The 18,461-nt window shown below is 65.6% G+C and carries 11 protein-coding genes; 3 read left to right on the top strand and 8 right to left on the bottom strand.

The features are described 5' to 3' along the window. Nucleotides 1–113 precede the first annotated feature (113 nt). Nucleotides 114–4,643, top strand: a complete 4,530-nt coding sequence (locus EAH75_RS15140; protein ID WP_140806034.1) for a DEAD/DEAH box helicase — start codon at nt 114–116, stop codon at nt 4,641–4,643. 233 nt (nt 4,644–4,876) lie between these two features. On the opposite strand, the gene EAH75_RS15130 is transcribed toward EAH75_RS15140, so the two are convergent. The 3 genes from EAH75_RS15130 to glk all read right to left on the bottom strand — a co-directional run bounded on the left by EAH75_RS15130 (nt 4,877) and on the right by glk (nt 11,246). Beyond that, nucleotides 4,877–7,168 (bottom strand): beta-N-acetylhexosaminidase, encoded by a 2,292-nt coding sequence (locus tag EAH75_RS15130; RefSeq protein WP_140806032.1) that lies wholly within the window; start codon nt 7,166–7,168, stop codon nt 4,877–4,879. A gap of 146 nt (nt 7,169–7,314) precedes the next feature. Further along, nucleotides 7,315–10,053: a TonB-dependent receptor gene (locus EAH75_RS15125; protein ID WP_140651819.1), complete on the bottom strand. Its 2,739-nt coding sequence runs from the start codon at nt 10,051–10,053 to the stop codon at nt 7,315–7,317. Between the two features lie 104 nt (nt 10,054–10,157). Continuing rightward, complete coding sequence (gene glk / locus EAH75_RS15120; RefSeq protein WP_140651817.1) at nt 10,158–11,246, bottom strand: glucokinase; 1,089 nt, start codon at nt 11,244–11,246, stop codon at nt 10,158–10,160. A gap of 432 nt (nt 11,247–11,678) precedes the next feature. Here glk and EAH75_RS15115 point away from each other — a divergent pair, with 432 nt between their 5' ends. Further along, on the top strand, nt 11,679–12,971 hold the full coding sequence (locus EAH75_RS15115) for a sugar MFS transporter (RefSeq protein ID WP_140651815.1): 1,293 nt from the start codon (nt 11,679–11,681) through the stop codon (nt 12,969–12,971). Nucleotides 12,972–13,095: 124 nt separating this feature from the next. Further along, nucleotides 13,096–14,145 carry a LacI family DNA-binding transcriptional regulator gene (locus tag EAH75_RS15110; protein ID WP_140651986.1) on the top strand — a complete coding sequence of 350 codons (1,050 nt, stop codon included), beginning with the start codon at nt 13,096–13,098 and terminating at the stop codon, nt 14,143–14,145. A gap of 349 nt (nt 14,146–14,494) precedes the next feature. Here EAH75_RS15110 and EAH75_RS15105 read toward each other — a convergent pair whose 3' ends face one another. From EAH75_RS15105 to EAH75_RS15085, 5 genes are all read right to left on the bottom strand, one after another. Beyond that, on the bottom strand, nt 14,495–14,758 hold the full coding sequence (locus EAH75_RS15105; protein WP_140651812.1) for a YciI family protein: 264 nt from the start codon (nt 14,756–14,758) through the stop codon (nt 14,495–14,497). 91 nt (nt 14,759–14,849) lie between these two features. Continuing rightward, entirely contained in the window at nt 14,850–15,137 is a 288-nt protein-coding gene (locus tag EAH75_RS15100; RefSeq protein WP_205043204.1) for a hypothetical protein, read from the bottom strand. Nucleotides 15,138–15,462: 325 nt separating this feature from the next. Beyond that, nucleotides 15,463–16,320 (bottom strand): EamA/RhaT family transporter, encoded by an 858-nt coding sequence (locus EAH75_RS15095; RefSeq protein ID WP_140651810.1) that lies wholly within the window; start codon nt 16,318–16,320, stop codon nt 15,463–15,465. A 52-nt stretch (nt 16,321–16,372) separates the two neighbouring features. Further along, nucleotides 16,373–17,239, bottom strand: coding sequence for an MBL fold metallo-hydrolase (locus EAH75_RS15090; RefSeq protein ID WP_140651982.1), 867 nt, complete (start codon nt 17,237–17,239; stop codon nt 16,373–16,375). A 157-nt stretch (nt 17,240–17,396) separates the two neighbouring features. Next, a complete protein-coding gene (locus EAH75_RS15085; RefSeq protein ID WP_140651808.1) occupies nt 17,397–18,245 on the bottom strand; it encodes a helix-turn-helix transcriptional regulator in 849 nt (282 codons plus the stop codon). Between the last annotated feature and the right edge of the window lie 216 nt (nt 18,246–18,461).

Raw genomic sequence — 18,461 nt, 5'->3', positions numbered from 1 at the left:
TTGTCATACAAGGGTAGCGGCGGCGAAAGCGCCAGCCTCCGATCCATTTGCAGCGGCGCGATCCGCCCCCATCTAAGATCTGTCCCCGCCCCTTGCCTTAGCGGGCCCAATACATGCCACTGCAAGACTTCCATCCCGCCGTCGCGAATTGGTTTCGCGCCGCGTTCCCTGCGCCCACCGCGGCGCAGGCCGCCGCGTGGCCGTCGATCCGCGCCGGCAATCACACGCTGGTTGCCGCGCCGACCGGCTCGGGCAAGACGCTGACCGCCTTCCTCGCCGCGATCGACGCACTGGTGCGCGAAGGCGTGGCGCACGGCGGCGTGCTGGCCGATGCCACCACGGTGGTCTATGTGTCGCCGCTGAAGGCGCTGTCGAACGACATCCACATCAATCTTGAAGCACCGCTGGAGGGCATCCGCGCCGAACTGGAGAAGCTCGGACTGCCCGACGTGGCGATCCGCACCGCGGTGCGCACCGGCGACACGCCGCAGGCCGAGCGCAACCTGCTGCGCAAGCATCCGCCGCACATCCTGGTGACCACACCGGAGTCGCTGTACGTGCTGCTCGGCTCGGACTCCGGACGCGCGATGCTGGCCGGCACGCGCACGGTGATCGTCGACGAGATCCACGCGATCGCCGGCAGCAAGCGCGGCTCGCATCTGGCGCTGTCGCTGGAGCGGCTGGAGTCGTTGTGCCAGCGGCGCTTGCTGCGGATCGGGTTGTCGGCGACGCAGAAGCCGATCGAAATGATCGCCGACTTTCTAGTCGGCGCTCCAGCTTCCCTTCTCCCTCCGGGAGACAAATCGGCAGGACTGCCGATTTGCACGGCGGATGCCGCCAGGAAGGTGAGGCACATGGATGTGCCGAATGAAGGTGCCCGCAGGGCGGATGAGGGTTCGATGGCCCCAGTGCTCCCCGCTTCGACCGAACCCTCTTCCCAACCCCTCTCCCAAGGAGAGAGGGGCCTGAGCCAGTGCACCATCATCGATGTCGGCCACACCCGTCCGCGCGACCTCGCGATCGAAGTGCCGCCGGTGCCGCTGGAAGCGGTGATGTCGAACGACTGCTGGGAGCTGGTCTACAACCGCCTCGCCCAGCTGGTGCAGGCGCATCGCACCACGCTGGTCTTCGTCAACACGCGGCGGATGGCTGAGCGCGCCGCGCGGCATTTGTCCGAGCGGCTGGGCAAGGAACACGTGGCGGCGCATCACGGCAGCCTGGCCAAGGAGCAGCGGCTGGATGCCGAGCAGCGGCTCAAGCGCGGCGAACTCAAGGTGCTGGTGGCAACCGCGTCGCTGGAGCTGGGCATCGACATCGGCGAGGTCGACCTGGTCTGCCAGCTCGGCTCGCCGCGCTCGATCGCCGCGTTCCTGCAGCGTGCCGGTCGTTCCGGCCACAGCATCGACGGCACGCCGAAGGCGCGGCTGTTCCCGGCCACCCGCGACGATCTGATCGAATGCACCGCCCTGCTAGACTGCGTGCGCCGCGGCGAGCTCGACGCGCTGATCATGCCGCCGCAGCCGCTGGACGTGCTGGCCCAGCAGATCGTCGCCGAGGTCGCCTGTCGGGAGTGGGACGAGGATGCGTTGTACGCGCTGGTGCGTCGTGCGCATCCGTATCGCGAACTGGCACGCACGGATTTCGATGCAGTGGTGCGCATGCTGGCCGAGGGTTTCACCACCCGCCGCGGCGCCCGCGCCGCGTACATCCACCGTGACGCGGTGCACGGCCAGTTGCGCGCACGTCGCAGCGCCCGGCTCACCGCGCTGACTTCCGGCGGCACCATTCCCGATACCGCCGATTACAAAGTGGTGCTGGAGCCGCAGGCGATCATCGTGGGCACGGTGAACGAGGATTTTGCGGTCGAGAGCATGGCCGGCGACATCTTCCAGCTCGGCAACACCAGCTACCGCATCCAGCGCGTCGAGCGCGACCGCCTGCGGGTGGAGGACGCGCACGGCGCGCCGCCGAGCATTCCGTTCTGGCTCGGTGAGGCGCCGGGACGCAGCAACGAGCTGTCGTTCGGCGTGTCGCGCCTGCGCGACGAAATTTCCGGGCAGCTGGATGCCGGCGGCGTACCCGCGGCCGTGGCGTGGCTGCGCGATCAACTCGGCCTAGGTGAAGCCGCCGCACAACAGCTGGCCGATTACCTGGCTCGCGCGAAGGCCGCGCTCGGCGCGTTGCCGAGCCAGCACACGCTGGTACTGGAGCGCTTCTTCGACGAATCCGGTGGCACCCAGCTGGTGATCCACACACCATGGGGCAGCCGCATCAACCGTGCCTGGGGACTGGCATTGCGCAAGCGCTTCTGCCGCCAGTTCAACTTCGAATTGCAGGCGGCGGCGACCGAGGATGCGATCGTGCTGTCGCTGTCGACCAGTCACAGCTTCCCGCTGGAGGAAGTCGCCCACTATCTGCATTCGAACACCGCCGAGCACGTGCTGGTGCAGGCCCTGCTCGATGCGCCGCTGTTCCCCGCGCGCTGGCGCTGGAATGCGGTGACCGCGCTGGCGCTGCCGCGCTTCACCGGTGGCAAGAAAACCCCGCCGCCGCTGCAGCGGATGAAGAGCGAGGACCTGCTCGCCGCGGTGTTCCCCGATCAGGTCGCCTGCCTGGAAAACATCGTGGGCGAGCGCGAGGTACCCGATCATCCGCTGGTCAACCAGACCATGCACGACTGCCTGCGCGAGGCGATGGACGTGGACGGCCTGCTGGCGATCCTGCGTTCGATCGAGAGCGGCGCCATCGCCATCGTGGCGCGCGACCTCACCGCGCCCAGCCCGCTCGCCGCCGAGGTATTGAACGCGGCGCCGTACGCGTTCCTCGACGATGCACCGCTGGAGGAACGGCGCACCCAGGCTGTGCAGACGCGCCGCTGGAACGAGGCCGACAACGCCGATGACCTGGGCCGGCTCGATCCCGACGCGATCGCCGCCGTACGTGAGGAGGCGTGGCCGCAGGTGCGCGACGCCGACGAGATGCATGAAGCGCTGACCCTGCTCGGTTTCGTCACCGACGACGAGGCCATCGGCAACCCCGGTTGGAACGAACGACTGCGCGCGCTGGCCGGCGCAAAGCGTGCCACCCGGATGGCCACGGATATGGCCGTCTGGACGTCCGCCGAAAAACTTCCGCTGTGGCGAGCGCTGCACCCCACCGCGCCGATGCATCCGGTCATCGCTGCGCCCACCGAGTACGCCGCGCAAACCTGGACGCGCGAAGATGCGTTGCTGGAGCTGGTGCGCCATCGCCTCGGCGGGCTCGGTCCGGTCACCGTGGCGGCGTTGGCCCGCTCGTTGTCGGTCGGGGCCGGCGAGATCGAAACCGCGCTGACCCGGCTGCAGTCCGAAGGCTACGTGATGCAGGGCCGCTTCACGGCCGATGCCGCCGATACCGAGTGGTGCGAGCGGCACCTGCTGGCACGCATCCATCGTTACACCATCGGCCGCCTGCGCCGCGAGATCGAACCGGTCAGTCGGCGCGCGCTGATGCGTTTCCTGTTCGACTGGCAGCACGTGTCCGCGGCGACCCGGCTGAGCGGACCGGATGCGCTGGTCGCCACGCTGGCACAGCTCGAAGGCTACGAAGCAGCGGCCGGCGCGTGGGAGTCGGAAGTCCTGCCGGCGCGCATCGACGACTACTCGATCAGCTGGCTGGACGAACTTTGCCGCGCTGGCCGGATCAGCTGGGCACGTCTGCGCACCGGCAGCGGCGGTGGTGGCGGACCGGTGAGAAGCACGCCGATCGTGCTGCTTCCGCGTCGCGATCTGGCCGTCTGGACATCCGTTGCTTCGGGTGACGATCCGCAGGAAATCCTGCTGTCCTCGCGCGCGCAGGCCGTGGCCGATGCGCTGCGCGAACGAGGCGCGCTGTTCTTCGACGAGCTGCTGGATGCCACCCGGTTGCTGCGCACCGAACTGGAGGATGCACTGGGCGAACTGGTCGCCGCCGGCCGGGTCAGCGCCGACAGCTTCGCCGGCCTGCGCGCGCTGCTGTTGCCAGCGGCGAAGCGCGACGGTGGCCGCCACCGACGCCTGCGTCGGCATCAGCTCAACGGTATCGAGGATGCGGGGCGCTGGTCGCTCGCGCGTGTCGCAACAAGGAGCGCTCCAACCGCTGCCGTCCCTGCAGTCAAAGGTGGAAACAAGGCAGACCCCGAGGTGATCGAGCACATCGCCCGCACCCTGCTGCGCCGTTACGGCGTGGTGTTCTGGAAGCTGCTGGAGCGCGAGGCGCCGTGGCTGCCATCGTGGCGCGAACTGCTGCGCGTCTATCACCGACTGGAGGCGCGCGGCGAGATCCGAGGCGGGCGCTTCGTCGAAGGGCTGGTCGGCGAGCAGTTCGCCCTGCCCGAGGCGATCGCGCCGCTGCGCGCGGTGCGCCAGCGTGCCGACGACGGTGAGCTGGTCTGCCTCAGTGGCAGCGATCCGCTGAACCTGGTCGGCACCGTACTGGTCGGCGACAAGGTGCCGGCGCTGGCCGGCTCGCACGTGCTGTATCGCGATGGCGCGGCCATCGCCGCGCTGATCGGCGGCAAGGCCGCGCCGTTGATCGAGTTGTCGCCTGCCGATGCCCAGGCGGCCCGGCATGCCCTGCTGCGCTATCCATCCTCGCTGCCGGACGCGCAGGCCGTGGCGCGCTGACGGGTTGAACAGATGGGTTGCCTGCCGCTGTTGCTGCTGTTTCCGGCGGGGTTCGGCGTCGGCTATCTGATCGGCGGCGACCTCGGTGGGCTGTGGGGCGCAGGCGCCGGTTTGCTGCTTGGCGTGCTGGCCATGGTCGGTTCGTCAAGGCGCTGCGCGGGCGCCGCTGACGCCCGGCGAAAAGGAGCGGACCCTCACCATCGCATCGAACGCGAAGTCCGCTCGCATGCCGTTCACGGCGTGAGCGTAGCCCGGCCAATCGCGTACAGCGGCCCGTCGATCGGCGCGGTGTAGATCAGGCACAACGCATGTTCGCCCTGTTGCGCCGGCAACGCGGCGGTCAGGGTGAAATTGAGCGCACTCTGCGCAGGATCGGGCAACGGCATGCTGGCGAGCACCGGCCCGTCGCATTGGTCCGCGTGCACCACCAGTTCGCCGAACGACGTGGCGTGCGGGCGCGACACCACCAGTTTCTGTTCGTGCGCCAGCGCGAAGTTGCGCGGCAGGCGCACCGCATCGACATGGATCGCGGCGACGCCATCCATCCACGTGGCGGGAAACTGCTGGCAGCTGTCGAACACGTTCACCGCATACACCGGCTGGGTGCTCTTCGCGTCGGGCATGGGTTGCATGCGCAGCCGGAAATCGCTGCCGGGGCAGTTCGGCAGGGTGTTGCCAGGCAGGCTGAGCAGCGCGGCGCGATCCAGCACCCGTTCGCGCGACGCGGCGAGCGGACTGCCGTCGGCGGCGAAGCTGGCGGCGCGCGCGGTGACCGGCAGGCTCACGTTGAACGGCGCGCCATAGCGCGGCGAGGCGGGCGTCGGTGCGCTGCCGTCCAGCGTGTAGTGGATGGCACCGGTGCCTACCTGGTTCGCCAGCGTCACGGTGGCCTTGCCGGTGGCCAGCGCCAGGTTGCGGTCGGCGCCGATGTCCACCGCGAAGGCGCTGTCGGCCACGTTGACGTGCTGCGTGCGGTAACGCTCGAGCTGCGCCGGCAGGCGGGCCAGGAAACCCGGCCAGCTGTTCGTGGCGGCTGGCGACCAGGCCACTTCGCTGAGCGCGTCCAGCCGTGGGAAGGCGGCGTGTTCCACGTGGGCGAAAGACGGCATGTGCTCGGTCCAGAGGTTGGCCTGCACGCCCAGCACATGCTTTGCCTGCGTCGCGCTCAGCACGCCCGGCACGGCCTGGAATCCGTACACGTCCTTCAGCGATTCCACGCCGAGGCGGCCGGCGTATTCGTCGGCGGGATCGCCTTGCACATGGTCGAAGTAGAGACTCGGCGAGGGCGACAGCACCACGTCGTGACCGAGCAGCGCGGCCTTGATTGCACCGTCGATGCCGCGCCAGGACATCACGGTGGCGTCGGCGGGCAGGTTGTCGCCCTGGAGGATCTCGTCCCAGCCGATCAGCTTGCGGCCGTGCTTGGCGAGGTACTGGCCGACTCGGCCGATGAACCAGCCTTGCAGCGCGTCTTCGTCCTTCAGGCCCAGCGCATGCATCTTCGCCTGCACCGCCGGCGAGGCCTGCCACTGGTCCTTGATCGCCTCGTCACCGCCGACGTGGATGTAGGTCGACGGGAACAGCGCCATCACCTCGTCGAGCACGTTGTCGATGAAGTCGAAGGTGGCATCGTCGACGTTGTACAGGTACGGATTGACGCCCCAGTCGACCGACACCGGCGGTCGCTGGCCGGTGACGCCGAACTGCGGATACGCCGCCACCACGGCCTGCGCATGGCCGGGCATGTCGATCTCCGGCACCACGGTGATGTGTCGCGCGGCGGCGTAGGCGACGACGCGGCGGATCTCGTCCTGCGTATAGAAACCGCCGTAGCGCGGCGGCTCGCCGTCGTGCCCGGCATCGGGCGGCGTGCGCCACGCGCCGATGCGGGTGAGTTCGGGATAGCGCTTGATCTGGATGCGCCAGCCCTGGTCGTCAGTGAGATGCCAGTGGAACACGTTGAGCTTGTGCTCGGCCATCTGGTTCAGCAGTTGCTCGATCTCGACGACCGACTGGAAGTGTCGCGCGGAATCCAGCATCAGGCCACGCCAGGTGAAACGTGGTTGGTCGCGGATCTGCACCGCCGGTACCTGCACCGCGCCATGTTGCGCATCCGGCGTGAGCAGTTGCCACAGCGTCACCGCGCCGTAGAACAGGCCGGCGTCATCGCGTGCGGTGATGCGGATGCCTTGCGGCGTGACATCCAGCGCGTAGCCTTCGCGGTTCGCCACCGGCGCGTGCGGGTCGCGTCGCAGCACGATGCCGCGCGCGCCGGGGCCGCCCTGGTTCACGGACAAACGCAGGCCGCGCGTGCGCGCGATCAGCTCGGACAGGTAGCGCGCGGTGCGCCGGGTCGACGCGTCATGATCGGCGACCACGACAGTCGTCTGCGCATCGACCATGAACATGCCGTCGGCAACGGTGAGCTGCGCCGGCAGCGGGATCAGTGAAATCGGCTCGGCATGCGCGGCGGACGTCACCAGCACAAGCAGGCCGCACAAAAGACCGGTCAGATGGCGTGTCATCAGGCTTCTCCACGTCGAGAGCTGCAGGATGCCATGCGCGATCGAAAGCATGACTCTCCAAAAAAAAAACGGACCCGTAAATGTGTGCACGGGCCCGTTTGGGGAGGGTGAGCCATTCCTGGCTCACGATGAAGCGGAGTGATGGATCAGATCTTGAAGCGCAGGCTCAGGTAGTACTGGCGACCATTGGTGTAGAACGCGCGCGGCTGCTTGCTGTAATCCTCGGACTTGACGTAGTACTTCAACGTGGGGTTGTTGAGGTTCAGGCCGTCGAGGGAGACCGACATCCAGTTGTTGATCTTGTAACCCAGCGAAGCCGACAGGTAGCCGGTGCCGGCAAGATAGAAGAAGCCCGCACGATCCGGACCGGCGTAGTAGGAGGAGCGGTAGGTGTAGGTCACCCGGGCGTTGAAGCGGTCGTTCTCGAAATAGCCCGAGAGATTGGCCGTATTCTTCGACGTGCCCTGCAACGGTTCGTTGTTGGAAGCGTGGCCGTTGGCGTAGGTGTAGTTCAACGCCATGCCCAGGTACTCGCCAAACGGCTGCTGATAGTTCAGCTCCACGCCCTTGACGCTGCCGCGGGTATTGCTCGGGATGCTCACCTGGTAATTGGCATAGACCGGCGCACCAGCGACGTTGCTGGCCTGCATGTCCAGGTACGAGCGGTTCTCCACCGCAAAATTGACGTAGTTCTTCAACGACATGTCATAGACGCCGGCCGACAACAGGCCGCGCGGCGCGAAGTACCACTCCAGCGACGCATCGAAGTTGCTCGACAGCAACGGCTCCAGATGCGGATTGCCGCCGCTGCCGGTGTGGCCCAGATCGTCCAGCGAAACCGTGCCGGCCAGCGCCGAGTAGTCCGGACGGGTCAGGGTCTGCGATGCGGCAACGCGCACCAGCAGGTCGTTCGTCAGGTCGAACTTCAGGTTCGCACTGGGCAGGATCTTGCCGTAGTCGTGCTTGTAGTTATTGAAGAAGTAGCCTGCCGGGAAGAAGGCCGAGCCGAGGATCGGACCCTGGGCGCCCGGTTCCTGGGGCGTGTTGCTGGTGTAGCCGATCGTCTCCTTGGTTTTTACGTAACGTGCACCGATGTTGCCGCTCCAGCCGTCGCCGCCGAAATTGGCCTGCAGGTAGAGCGCGCTGTCCTTCTCGTTGACCTTGTAGATGTCGTTCGGATACAGGCGCTCCGGTCCACGGTTGGCGTACTTGGCGTCATAGGCCGCCAGATCGGCCTGGCTGTAGTACCAGATATTCTGCGGGAACTGGCCGCCCAGACTGCTGTTGAAGTCCCCCGGGTAGCTCTGGAAGCCTTGCGGAAAGTTGGCCGGGTTGTCGAAGCCGGCGTTGGGGCCTTGAGCGAACGCATAGTCGTTTTGGCGGGTGTGCTCGGCGTAGCGGGCGCCGAATTGCAGCGACGCCAGCGAGCCGCTGTCGAAATCCAGCTCGCCATCGAACTGCCCCCACTTCTCCTTGTCCTCGACGCTGATGCCGCCTTCGCCGAAGATCCAGTTGGCGGTCGCACCCGACGCGGTCGGAGAGACGTTATTGCCGCCCAGCGCCCAGTTGGCCGGCGTGCCGGTGCCACGGAAATCCCAGGCCGCGCCGGTGCCAGGCGACGTATTGAGTTCGAGCACGTCCTGCTTCGGACTTTTGCCTTCGCCCTTGGTGGTGCCGACCTGAGCCTTGAAGCTGAGCATGTCGGTGACCTTCCAGTCGACGTCGGCGGTCGCGAATTTGGTCGAGGACGAGGCCTGGCGCGAGACCATGTCATAAATGCCGTAGTTCGTCGCATCCCCGGGAGCCGCCGTAAAGGATGCGTTCGTCAAGGTGTTGCCACTGACCGTGTAGCCCGGGTTGAGGTTGGTCGCCCCCGGCACGAAATGATTGCCCCACATCATGTAATTGCGATTGTAATTGTTGGCGTCCATCTTGCTGACAAACCCGTTGAGATTCACGGTGACATTGTCGGCAGGCTTGAACTGCACATCGATCGAGCCACCCTTGCGCGTGCGAACCTGGGTGAAGAGCGCGCTGCCGATAAGGCTTGGGTAATAGACCCCGTTCAGATCGGGATGCGCAGCGACGATCGCATCGGTGGACTGCAATTGATTGAGTCCGAGTATCTCCTGGCCGTTGCGCTGCAGGCTGCGCTTCTCGTAGAAGCCCTGGACCATGACGCCGAAGGTGCTGGCGTCGTTGCGGTAATTGAACAACCCGCTGAACTGTGGCTTCGTGCTGCTCGGCAGATCGGCATACACGCCGCCCACCGACGCCTGCGCCGTCACGGGCTGGGCGAACTCCAGCGGCTTGCGGGTGATGATGTTGACCGTGCCCGCCGCCCCACCCTCTACCAGGTTCGCCTCGGAGGTCTTGTGCACCACGACCTCGCTGACGATTTCCGCCGGTAGCAGGCTGTAGCTGACGCTGCGGCCCACCGTGGCGGTCTGGTTGAGCACAAACCAGTCGCCGGTGCCGATGTTGTGTCCGTCGATCAGGGTCTGAGTCATGCTCGGGTTGGTGCCGCGCAAGCTGACGCGGTCGTTCTCGTCAAAGCCGCCTTCGCCGGCGCTGGAGGTACCCACGCTGACGCCAGGCAGACGCTGCAGGGTATCGGCCACGTTCTTGGCAGGCAGCTTGCCGATATCCTCGGCGGTGACGATCTCGACATGCGAGTTCGCTTCCTTCTTGAGGTTCAGCGATTCCGCCTCGCTGTCGCGGATACCGGTGACCATGACCGTGCCAAGTTGCTTGGCATCTTTCCTGGCCGGCTGGTTGGTCTGGTCGGTCGAACTGGATTGCGTCGTGTCCTGCGCATACAGCGCGCCCGACATGCACAGACTGGTGATGATGCTGGCGGCTAATAGTGTCTTGCGGTAATTCATGATGTCCTCCCCTCAGAGGCTGGCTCGAATCAGGACCGTCATGGCGACGGCCGTGGATTTGTGTTGTGGCTGGCTTGGCGCCGTGTCACCGGATGGCAGTCATCTCACTCTCCCTGCCGCTCATCCAGAAACCAGCCTGCGGCGCCAATGACACCAAGCTGGCCGTGCTCGATCAGTCGTACCGGAACCTGTTGCAGATAGGCGCGCATCACGCCCTTGTTGAAGTAGCGTTCGGTGAAGCTGCTGGCCAGCAGGAACGGCTGGATCTGCGGCAGGATGCCGCCGGCCAGATAGGCGCCGCCGCGCGCGCCGTACAGCAGCACCAGATCGCCGACGAAGCTGCCGAGCAAACCGCAGAACACATGCAGCGCCTCGACGGCCGCCAGATCGCTGCCGGCCAGCGCGGCACCGGTGATCTCGGCTGGCGTCAGCAGTCGTGCCGGGCTGCCACGCAATTCGCACAGCGCGCCATAGAGCTTCAACAGGCCGGGCCCGGACAGCGCATCCTCGAACGACACGTGCGGGCGATCGCGGCGGAACAGGCGCAGGATCTCGATCTCGCGCTCGTTGCCCGGCGCCAGCGAAATCTGCCCGGCCTCGGTGGCCAGCACTTGCGCGCGCGGCTGTCCGGGCAACAACACCGCCGAACCCAGCCCGGTGCCCGGCCCCATCACCAGTACCGGCCCGGGCGCAGCCGGCGCGGTGGCTTCGATGATCGGGCGGGTCTCGTCGGTGTCGATGAACTGGGTCGCGTAGGCCACCGCTTCAAAATCGTTGATCACCGCCAGCCGCTGGATGCCGAGGCCGTCGCGAATGTCGCGAATCGACACCGGCCACGGCAGGTTCTCGTTGATGATCGCGTCGTCCAGCACGTAACCGGCGCAGGCCACCGCGCAATGGCGCAACTGACCCCGCATCGCCGCATACGGCGTATGCGCCAGTTGCTCGACGAAGTCCTGCAGCATCGCGGTAAGGCTGGACCAGTCGGCGCAACCGTAGCGGTGGTAGTGCAGCACGCTGACCGGACGCTTGCCGACGGCATTACCGATAACCAGCCCGATGCGCGCATGCGTGCCGCCCACGTCGGCGGCCAGGAACGGCTGATCCCGGGCCGGCCCGTTCGACGTCGGCGCACCGGCCAGGGCCATCGCCGACGGCTCCGCTGCATGACGCTGGTTGGCGACTTCCCCCACTCCGTTCTCCCGTGACCGGCATCACCCCGTGCCGCGCGGCATACGCTCGCCGCTGACCGGGTGGCCTGATTCGGGCGGAGTCTGCTGTCAGAATGACAACGTTGTCAATGGGGTTCGAGGCGATTCGTGGAAGTTTCGATACGGCGTCGCAACATAGCTGCCATGACATTCCAAGGAATTGCATGAAAAGCACCATTGGATGGCCAACTGCGTGGGTTTTCCGGCTTCATTCGCAAGCCATGCCGGGCTTGCCGCAATGCGACAAGAAGGCTTGCCGATGGCCGTCTGGACGGCCGCACAAGGGTCCGTCGCCGGGTCATCATGCGGGTCGGCAATTGACAACGTTGCACTTTCCAGCGAATAAAGAGACATTCCTGTCTGCCCCGGTCATTCGACCGGTGCGGTACGGTCGGACTCCGGGGAGAAGAGACCATGGCAACCACGCTGGCGGCGGCACCGTCCGAACGCACCAACCTTGGCCCGATGCTGATCATCGGCTTGCTGTTTTTCATCTTCGGCTTCGTCACCTGGCTCAACGGACCGCTGATCACGTTCGTCAAGCTGGCCTTCCAGGTGGGCGATGCCTATGCGTTCCTGGTGCCGTTCGCGTTCTACATTTCGTATCTGGTGTTCTCATTGCCGGCGGCGATGCTGCTGCGCCGCACCGGCATGAAGCTGGGCATGGCGCTGGGCCTGTTCGTGATGGCGATCGGCGCGGTGCTGTTCGGCCAGTTCGTCAGCACGCGGGTGTTTTCCGGCGCATTGACCGGCTTGTTCGTGATCGGCGCCGGCCTCTCGCTGCTGCAGACGGCTTCCAATCCGTACATCAGCATCCTCGGCCCGATCGACAGCGCCGCCCAGCGCATCGCCTTCATGGGCATCTGCAACAAGGTCGCCGGCATCCTGGCACCGCTGCTGATCGGCACACTGGTGCTGAACGGCATCGGCAATCTCGACGAGAAAGTGAAGGCGGCCGATCCGGCGACCCGCGAGCTGCTGCTCAACGAATTCGCCGCGAAGATCCACGCACCGTATCTGGTGATGGCCGGTATCCTGGCGCTGCTGGCGATCTGGATTGCGCGCTCGTCGCTGCCCGACATCGAGGCGACCACGGCCAACAGCACGCCCGTCCGCGCTGGCGGTTCCGCGGCGCGCACCGGCATCCTGCAGGTTCCACACCTGTGGCTGGGCGTGCTGTGCCTGTTCCTGTATGTGGGCGTCGAGGTGATGGCCGGCGATGCGATCGGTACGTATGGCGCCAGCTTCCACCTGCCGCTCGACGAGACCAAGTTCTTCACCGCATTCACCCTGACCGGAATGTTGATCGGCTATGTCGCCGGCCTGTTGCTGATCCCGCGGGTCGTATCGCAGCAACGTTATCTGGCGATCTCGGCGGTGCTCGGCGTACTGTTCTCGATCGGCGCCTACCTCACCCAGAGCTACGTCTCGGTCGGCTTCGTCGCCGCGCTCGGCTTCGCCAACGCGATGATGTGGCCGGCGATCTTTCCGCTGGCGATCAAGGGCCTGGGCAGCCTCACCGAGCGCGGCTCGGCGCTGCTGATCATGGCTATCGCCGGCGGCGCGGTGGTGCCGCAACTGTTCGTGCACCTGAAGCAGCACATCGATTTCCAGCTCGCGTTCATGCTGCTGATGGTGCCGTGCTACCTGTACATCCTGTACTACGGGCTGGCTGGCCATCGGGTCGGGCAGGAGCATGCCGGGTGAATTGCGCATTCGCTCAGGGCAGGGCCATAAGTTAGGATGCTCACGGCGCCGCACATCATCGTGCGGCGCCGTCGGCGCGATGGCGCTGCCGGCGCCATCCATCACGATGCATGAGGTTCAGCGGTTGCGCAGCGCCACCATCAAAGATGTTGCAGAACGGGCCGGCGTTTCGCTGAAGACCGTCTCGCGGGTGATCAACAACGAGCCTTCGGTGCATGCCCGCACGCGCGAGAAAGTGCAGCGCGAGATCGACGCGCTCGGCTACCAGCCCGATCCTTCCGCGCGCAGCCTGCGCAGCACCCGTGCCTACGCGATCGGCCTGGTCTACGACAATCCCAACGCGCACTACATCATCAACCTGCAACGCGGTGTGCTGTCGGTATGCCGCAGCAGCGGCTTCGGTCTGCAGATCCATCCGTGCGATTCGTCCTCGCCGAAACTGGCCGACGAGCTGTGCGAACTGGTCCGTCGTTCGCGCCTGGCCGGGCTGGTGCTGGCGCCGCCGATGTCCGAACAGCCGGCACTGATCCGTGCGCTGAGCGAGGCGAAGATCCCGTTCATACGGATCATCTCGGCGCGCAAGGATCCTCAGGATGGTTCCCCGTGCGTCTATGTGGACGATCGCGACGCCGCCTACGCGATCACCGAACACCTGATCCAGCTCGGCCACCAGCGCATCGGGTTCCTGTGGGGCGGGCGCGAGCATCGTTCCAGCCTGGAGCGCTATCAGGGTTACGAGGACGCGCTGAAGGATTACGGCATCGCCCTCGATCGCAAGCTGATCGTGCCCGGCGACTACACCTTCGACGACGGCTTCCGCGGCGCCCGCAAGTTGCTGGCGTTGAAAGATCGACCCAGCGCGATCTTCGGCTCGAACGACGAGATCGCTGCCGGCGTGCTGGCCGCCGCGCATTCGGACGGCATCAACGTACCGTACGAATTGTCGATCGCCGGCTTCGAGGACAGCCCGTTCTCCAAGCAGTCCTGGCCCGCACTGACCACCGCGCGCCAGGCCACCGAGGAAATCGCGCGGCATGCCGCACAGCGACTGATCGGCGACCTGCAGCGCGAAGCCAACGGCGAGCCGGTGAGCAGCAGCAACGAAGGCTTCAGCCCGGAATTGGTGGTGCGTGGCTCCACTGCGCCGCGGCATACCGCGCCAGCCAAGCGCTGATCGCTGCAGCGGCTTTCAGGCAGCGAGCCCGGCATGGTGTTGACCACACCGGAGGGCAGGATCCGTGCTCGGGAAGAACGCGGACAAATCCATACCTGGCCGGACCAAAAGATTGTACGGACTCAGTAACCTGCCCGACGTCCTCCACAAGCTACCAGCTCTGAGGGCCGCGGATTTGCCGTGATGCCGCGCAAAATGCTGCGGCGGCGAAGGACGGCAAGCCGGCGCGAGGCTGGGCGAAACACACGTAGCGAAACATCGGCAGAGCAAACGTCTAACGCAGAGGTAAGCGACGGCGGAACGCTGGCCGTTTGACCGCCGTGCTAGGGCCCCCCTTGGCGAAATCGTCTCATGTCGACATCGTGTCGTTCCAATCGCGAACGACATATGACTTCACCAGCCCCTCTAAGGCGAATGGATCTTGTCTGACAAATTCCTCAGCGGCTGCTCGCGTTCGAAAGATGGCCATGTTGCCGCGATCGGCGAATGGGCCAATTCCGATTACTTCCCCCCTCGCGACAAAGATATCGACGACTGCTTTGTGCCGCGGATACACAGCCATGATTTGCTCCATCGTGGCTCCGGAGGATTCCCCGATTACAACGGCCTTCATCTTGTATGCCTCCTTGGGGTCTAACGCTGGAGTTAAGCGGCGGCGAAGCCGCCCGCCTTGAACGAGATGTTAGACGTGACCAGCACGCTGCTCACTTTGTAACGCACCGGAAGGTGATGTCCACTCTGGGAAAATTGCCCAACGAGTATGGTGGGTTTGATTGATCGGTGTTGGCGACCTCAACAGACTTTCCGGTCTTGCTGCATTGTGAATAGGCGTCGCGCATGGCGTCGCCGCGCAAGCTGCCCAAACCAGTGAAGCCAGTTGCTGCTTGTTTGGAGATGAAGTACGTGTCGTTGCCCATCTGGACCACGCCAGAGTTGGATGCGCATCCGCTTAGGACAACGGCAACAAGTGCGATGACGATGGCGCTTTTCACGATGCATCCCCTGATAGCTTCCAAGAACGTCCAACGCTAAGTAGACCCCAAAAGTGGGATGTTGCACCGAGTATGCCGGTGGCCCGAAGAGCCGTACAGGCGGGAATTTTCTAGTTGGCTCATTAGCATTGCGCTGGAGCAGCGGAGTTCATCGAGCAACGCGATGCGTTGTTATGCGACGGATTTGGGGGTGTATCAGTTACGCAGGCATATATGCGGGTGTAACCGGTGCACGAAGTGGGTTTTCAATGTCGTCGCCGGAAATGACAATGCCCGTACACATCGCACTTCTGCGGCATGGCATGCCCGCATCGGGCCGCCATCGTCATCCCCACGCAATCACCCCGATCGCCAGCAATGCCAGCAGCACGCCGCCAAGATTGAGCCAACTCAACCGCTCGCGGAACAGCAGCAGGCCGACCAGCGCGCCCAGCGCGACCACGCCGATATTCATGCTGGCGAACACCAGCGCAGGATGCTGCGGCAGCGCGCGATGGCCACGCAGGTAGAACAGGATGTTGCCGAAGTTGGCCAGGCCCAGCAGCACGCCGGCCAGCGCACTGCGCGCGGTGAAACGGGTTTGGCCCTGCACGCGCCGCCACAACTGCAGTGCGAACGCCACCAGCAACGCCAGTGCGAACATCGCTTGCAGCGACGCGCCCAGCGGCATGCCGGCCAGCGCCACGCGCTTGAACAGGATGTCGATCATGCCGAAGCCGCCGAACACCAGCAGCGGATACAACCAGCTGGCACCGCCGCGCTCGGCCGCACCATGACCGCTGCGCCAGATCATGCACAGCAACGCGAGCAGGCCGAGCGTAATGCCGAGCGCCTTGAATCCGGTGAGCTGGTCGCCGAACAACGCGAACGCGGCCAGCAGCGAAAGCAGCAGCGACAACCGCTGTGCCGCATCGCTGCGCACGATGCCGGCATGGCGCACCGACGCGGCCAGCGCCAGGAAGATCGTCGGCAGCAGGATACCCAGCGCGACCAGCGCCAGCCACGGAGCGGCCGGCTCGCGCAACACCGTCAATGACGGTTGCAGCACTGCGGCAGTGAGTGCGCTGGCTACCACGTAGTTCCAGGCGATCGCCTGACCCACGTCGATGTCGAAGCGCCGCGCCAGCTTCAGCAGCACCGACACCAGCACGCTGCACACCACACTGAGCAAGACGTAGATCATCGGTCACTCCGCAGGCGGCAGGCTGTTATGCCGTCGCGGCGATGGGGCCCGCTCAAAACGCATCCAGCGGAATCTTCAGATAACGCACGCCGTTGTCCTCGACCGGCGGCAGCTGTCCCGCGCGCATGTTCACCTGCACCGCCGGCAGGATCAGCGCCGGCATTGCCAGGGTGGCGTCGCGCGCGTTGCGCATGCGCACGAACTCGTCCTCGCCGATACCGTCGTGCACGTGGATGTTGTCGCGGTGCTCGGCGCCGACCGTGGTCTCGTGCAGGAATTCGTGACGATCTCCCGTCTTGTAGTCGTGACAAAGGAACACGCGGGTTTCCTGCGGTAGCGCGAAGATGTGCTGGATCGAGCGGTACAGCGTGCGTGCGTCGCCACCGGGGAAATCGCAGCGCGCGGTGCCATAGTCGGGCATGAACAAGGTGTCGCCGACGAAGGCCGCGTCACCGATCAGGTGGCTCATGCACGCCGGCGTGTGGCCAGGCGTATGCATCGCCACGGCTTCGATGTCGCCGACCATGTAGCGTTCGCCGTCCTTGAACAGATGATCGAACTGGCTGCCGTCGCGGCGGAATTCGTCACCGGCGTTGAACAGCCGGCCGAACGTATCCTGCACGTCGCGGATGTGTTCGCCGATACCGAGCCGGCCGCCGACTTGCGCCTGCACGTACGGCGCCGCCGACAGGTGGTCGGCATGCACGTGGGTGTCGATGACCCATTCCACGCCAAGCTTCTGCGCGCGCACGAACCCGATCAGCGCATCGGCCGAGGTGTGGCGGGTGCGCCCGGAGGCGGCGTCATAATCGAGCACGCTGTCCAGCACCGCCGCCTTGCTGGTGGCCGGATCCCACACCACGTAGCTGAAGGTGTGGCTGGTCTCGTCGAAAAACGCCTGCACCTCGGGGTGTCGCATCGTCATGTTCCTCCGATGCTCAAGGAAAAACGCAGCCATTGCGCCGCCGAAATGCCGCTTGACCTGCCACCGCACGAAGCGCCTGCCCGGGAGCACATGATTTCGTTTCCTGCGTGTTCGAACGCGGAGATTATCGCCCCTGGCCCCGGCCTCCGCATCATGCCGACTGCGTGGCTGGCTTCGCGGCGAGGCGACGCGCGACGCGCGCGAAGCTTGCAGCGGTCGCGGCATTCGCCGGCGCGAAGAAGAACGCCGTGGCACGGTCGACATGGTCGCTGTCGCGGATCGGCAGGCGCATCGAATGGATGCTGAGGTCGCCGAATTCGGGGTGGAAGAAGGGCACCGTGATCGCACTCAGCGGCGCGGTATGGCAACGCTGCCACAGCTCGACGAACTCGGGACTGGCCGCGTTCAGTGCCTCGATCAGCTGAAGGAAGCGCGGGTCTTCCGGATGCGCCGCCTGGTTCATGCGAAATATGCCGAGCAGATTCAGCGCGCCGTTCTCGAAATCCGGATAGAGCTGCCGCCGCGCCGGGTTCATGAACGCGTTCCACAGGTGGTTGTCGGCGAACGGCCCGCCGAAATCGCCGAAGTCGTACAGGCATTCGGCCATGCGGTTCCAGGCCAGCACGTTGAACACCGTGTCCAGCACGAAGGCCGGCGCCTGGTACAGCTGCAGCACCTCGTGCATCACCGGCGGCAGATTGAAGTGCTGCTCCGGCACGTCGGTGCGGGTCAACCCCATCAAGGCGAACAGATAGGCTTCGTCGGTCGGCGACAGCGACAACGCGCGCGCGATCCGCGCCAGCGCCGCGGCCGACACGTTGATCGCGCGACCCTGCTCCAGCCACGTGTACCAGGTGACGCCGACCTGGGCCAGCGCCGCTACCTCCTCGCGACGCAGGCCCGGCGTCAGTCGGCGCGGTCCGCGCGGCAAGCCGGCCGCCTCAGGCGTGAGTGCGTCCCGGCGCGTGCGCAGAAAGGCCTTCAGCTCGGTGCGTTGCATGGATGTGCTCATGGGAACCCCGGGTAGTAGTGGGAGTACCAGCAGTGGGGACTGCCTTCCCATGCTAGCGGCACCGACCTATCGTCGCCTGTCCCCCAAGTCATGTGTCCGCGCGTGACCGTGACACCGGCCATACGGTCAAGCCCATCCGCGGCGCATTTCCCCCAGCCGCCCGCCCCGTGCCGCAACCGCCCTGTCACAACGCGCCGTGCGCAG

This window comes from Rhodanobacter glycinis (assembly GCF_006438785.1).
Lineage (GTDB): Bacteria > Pseudomonadota > Gammaproteobacteria > Xanthomonadales > Rhodanobacteraceae > Rhodanobacter > Rhodanobacter glycinis_A.
The sequence above is the reverse complement of the archived record's forward strand: the minus strand, read 5'-3'. Positions and strand labels throughout refer to the sequence as shown.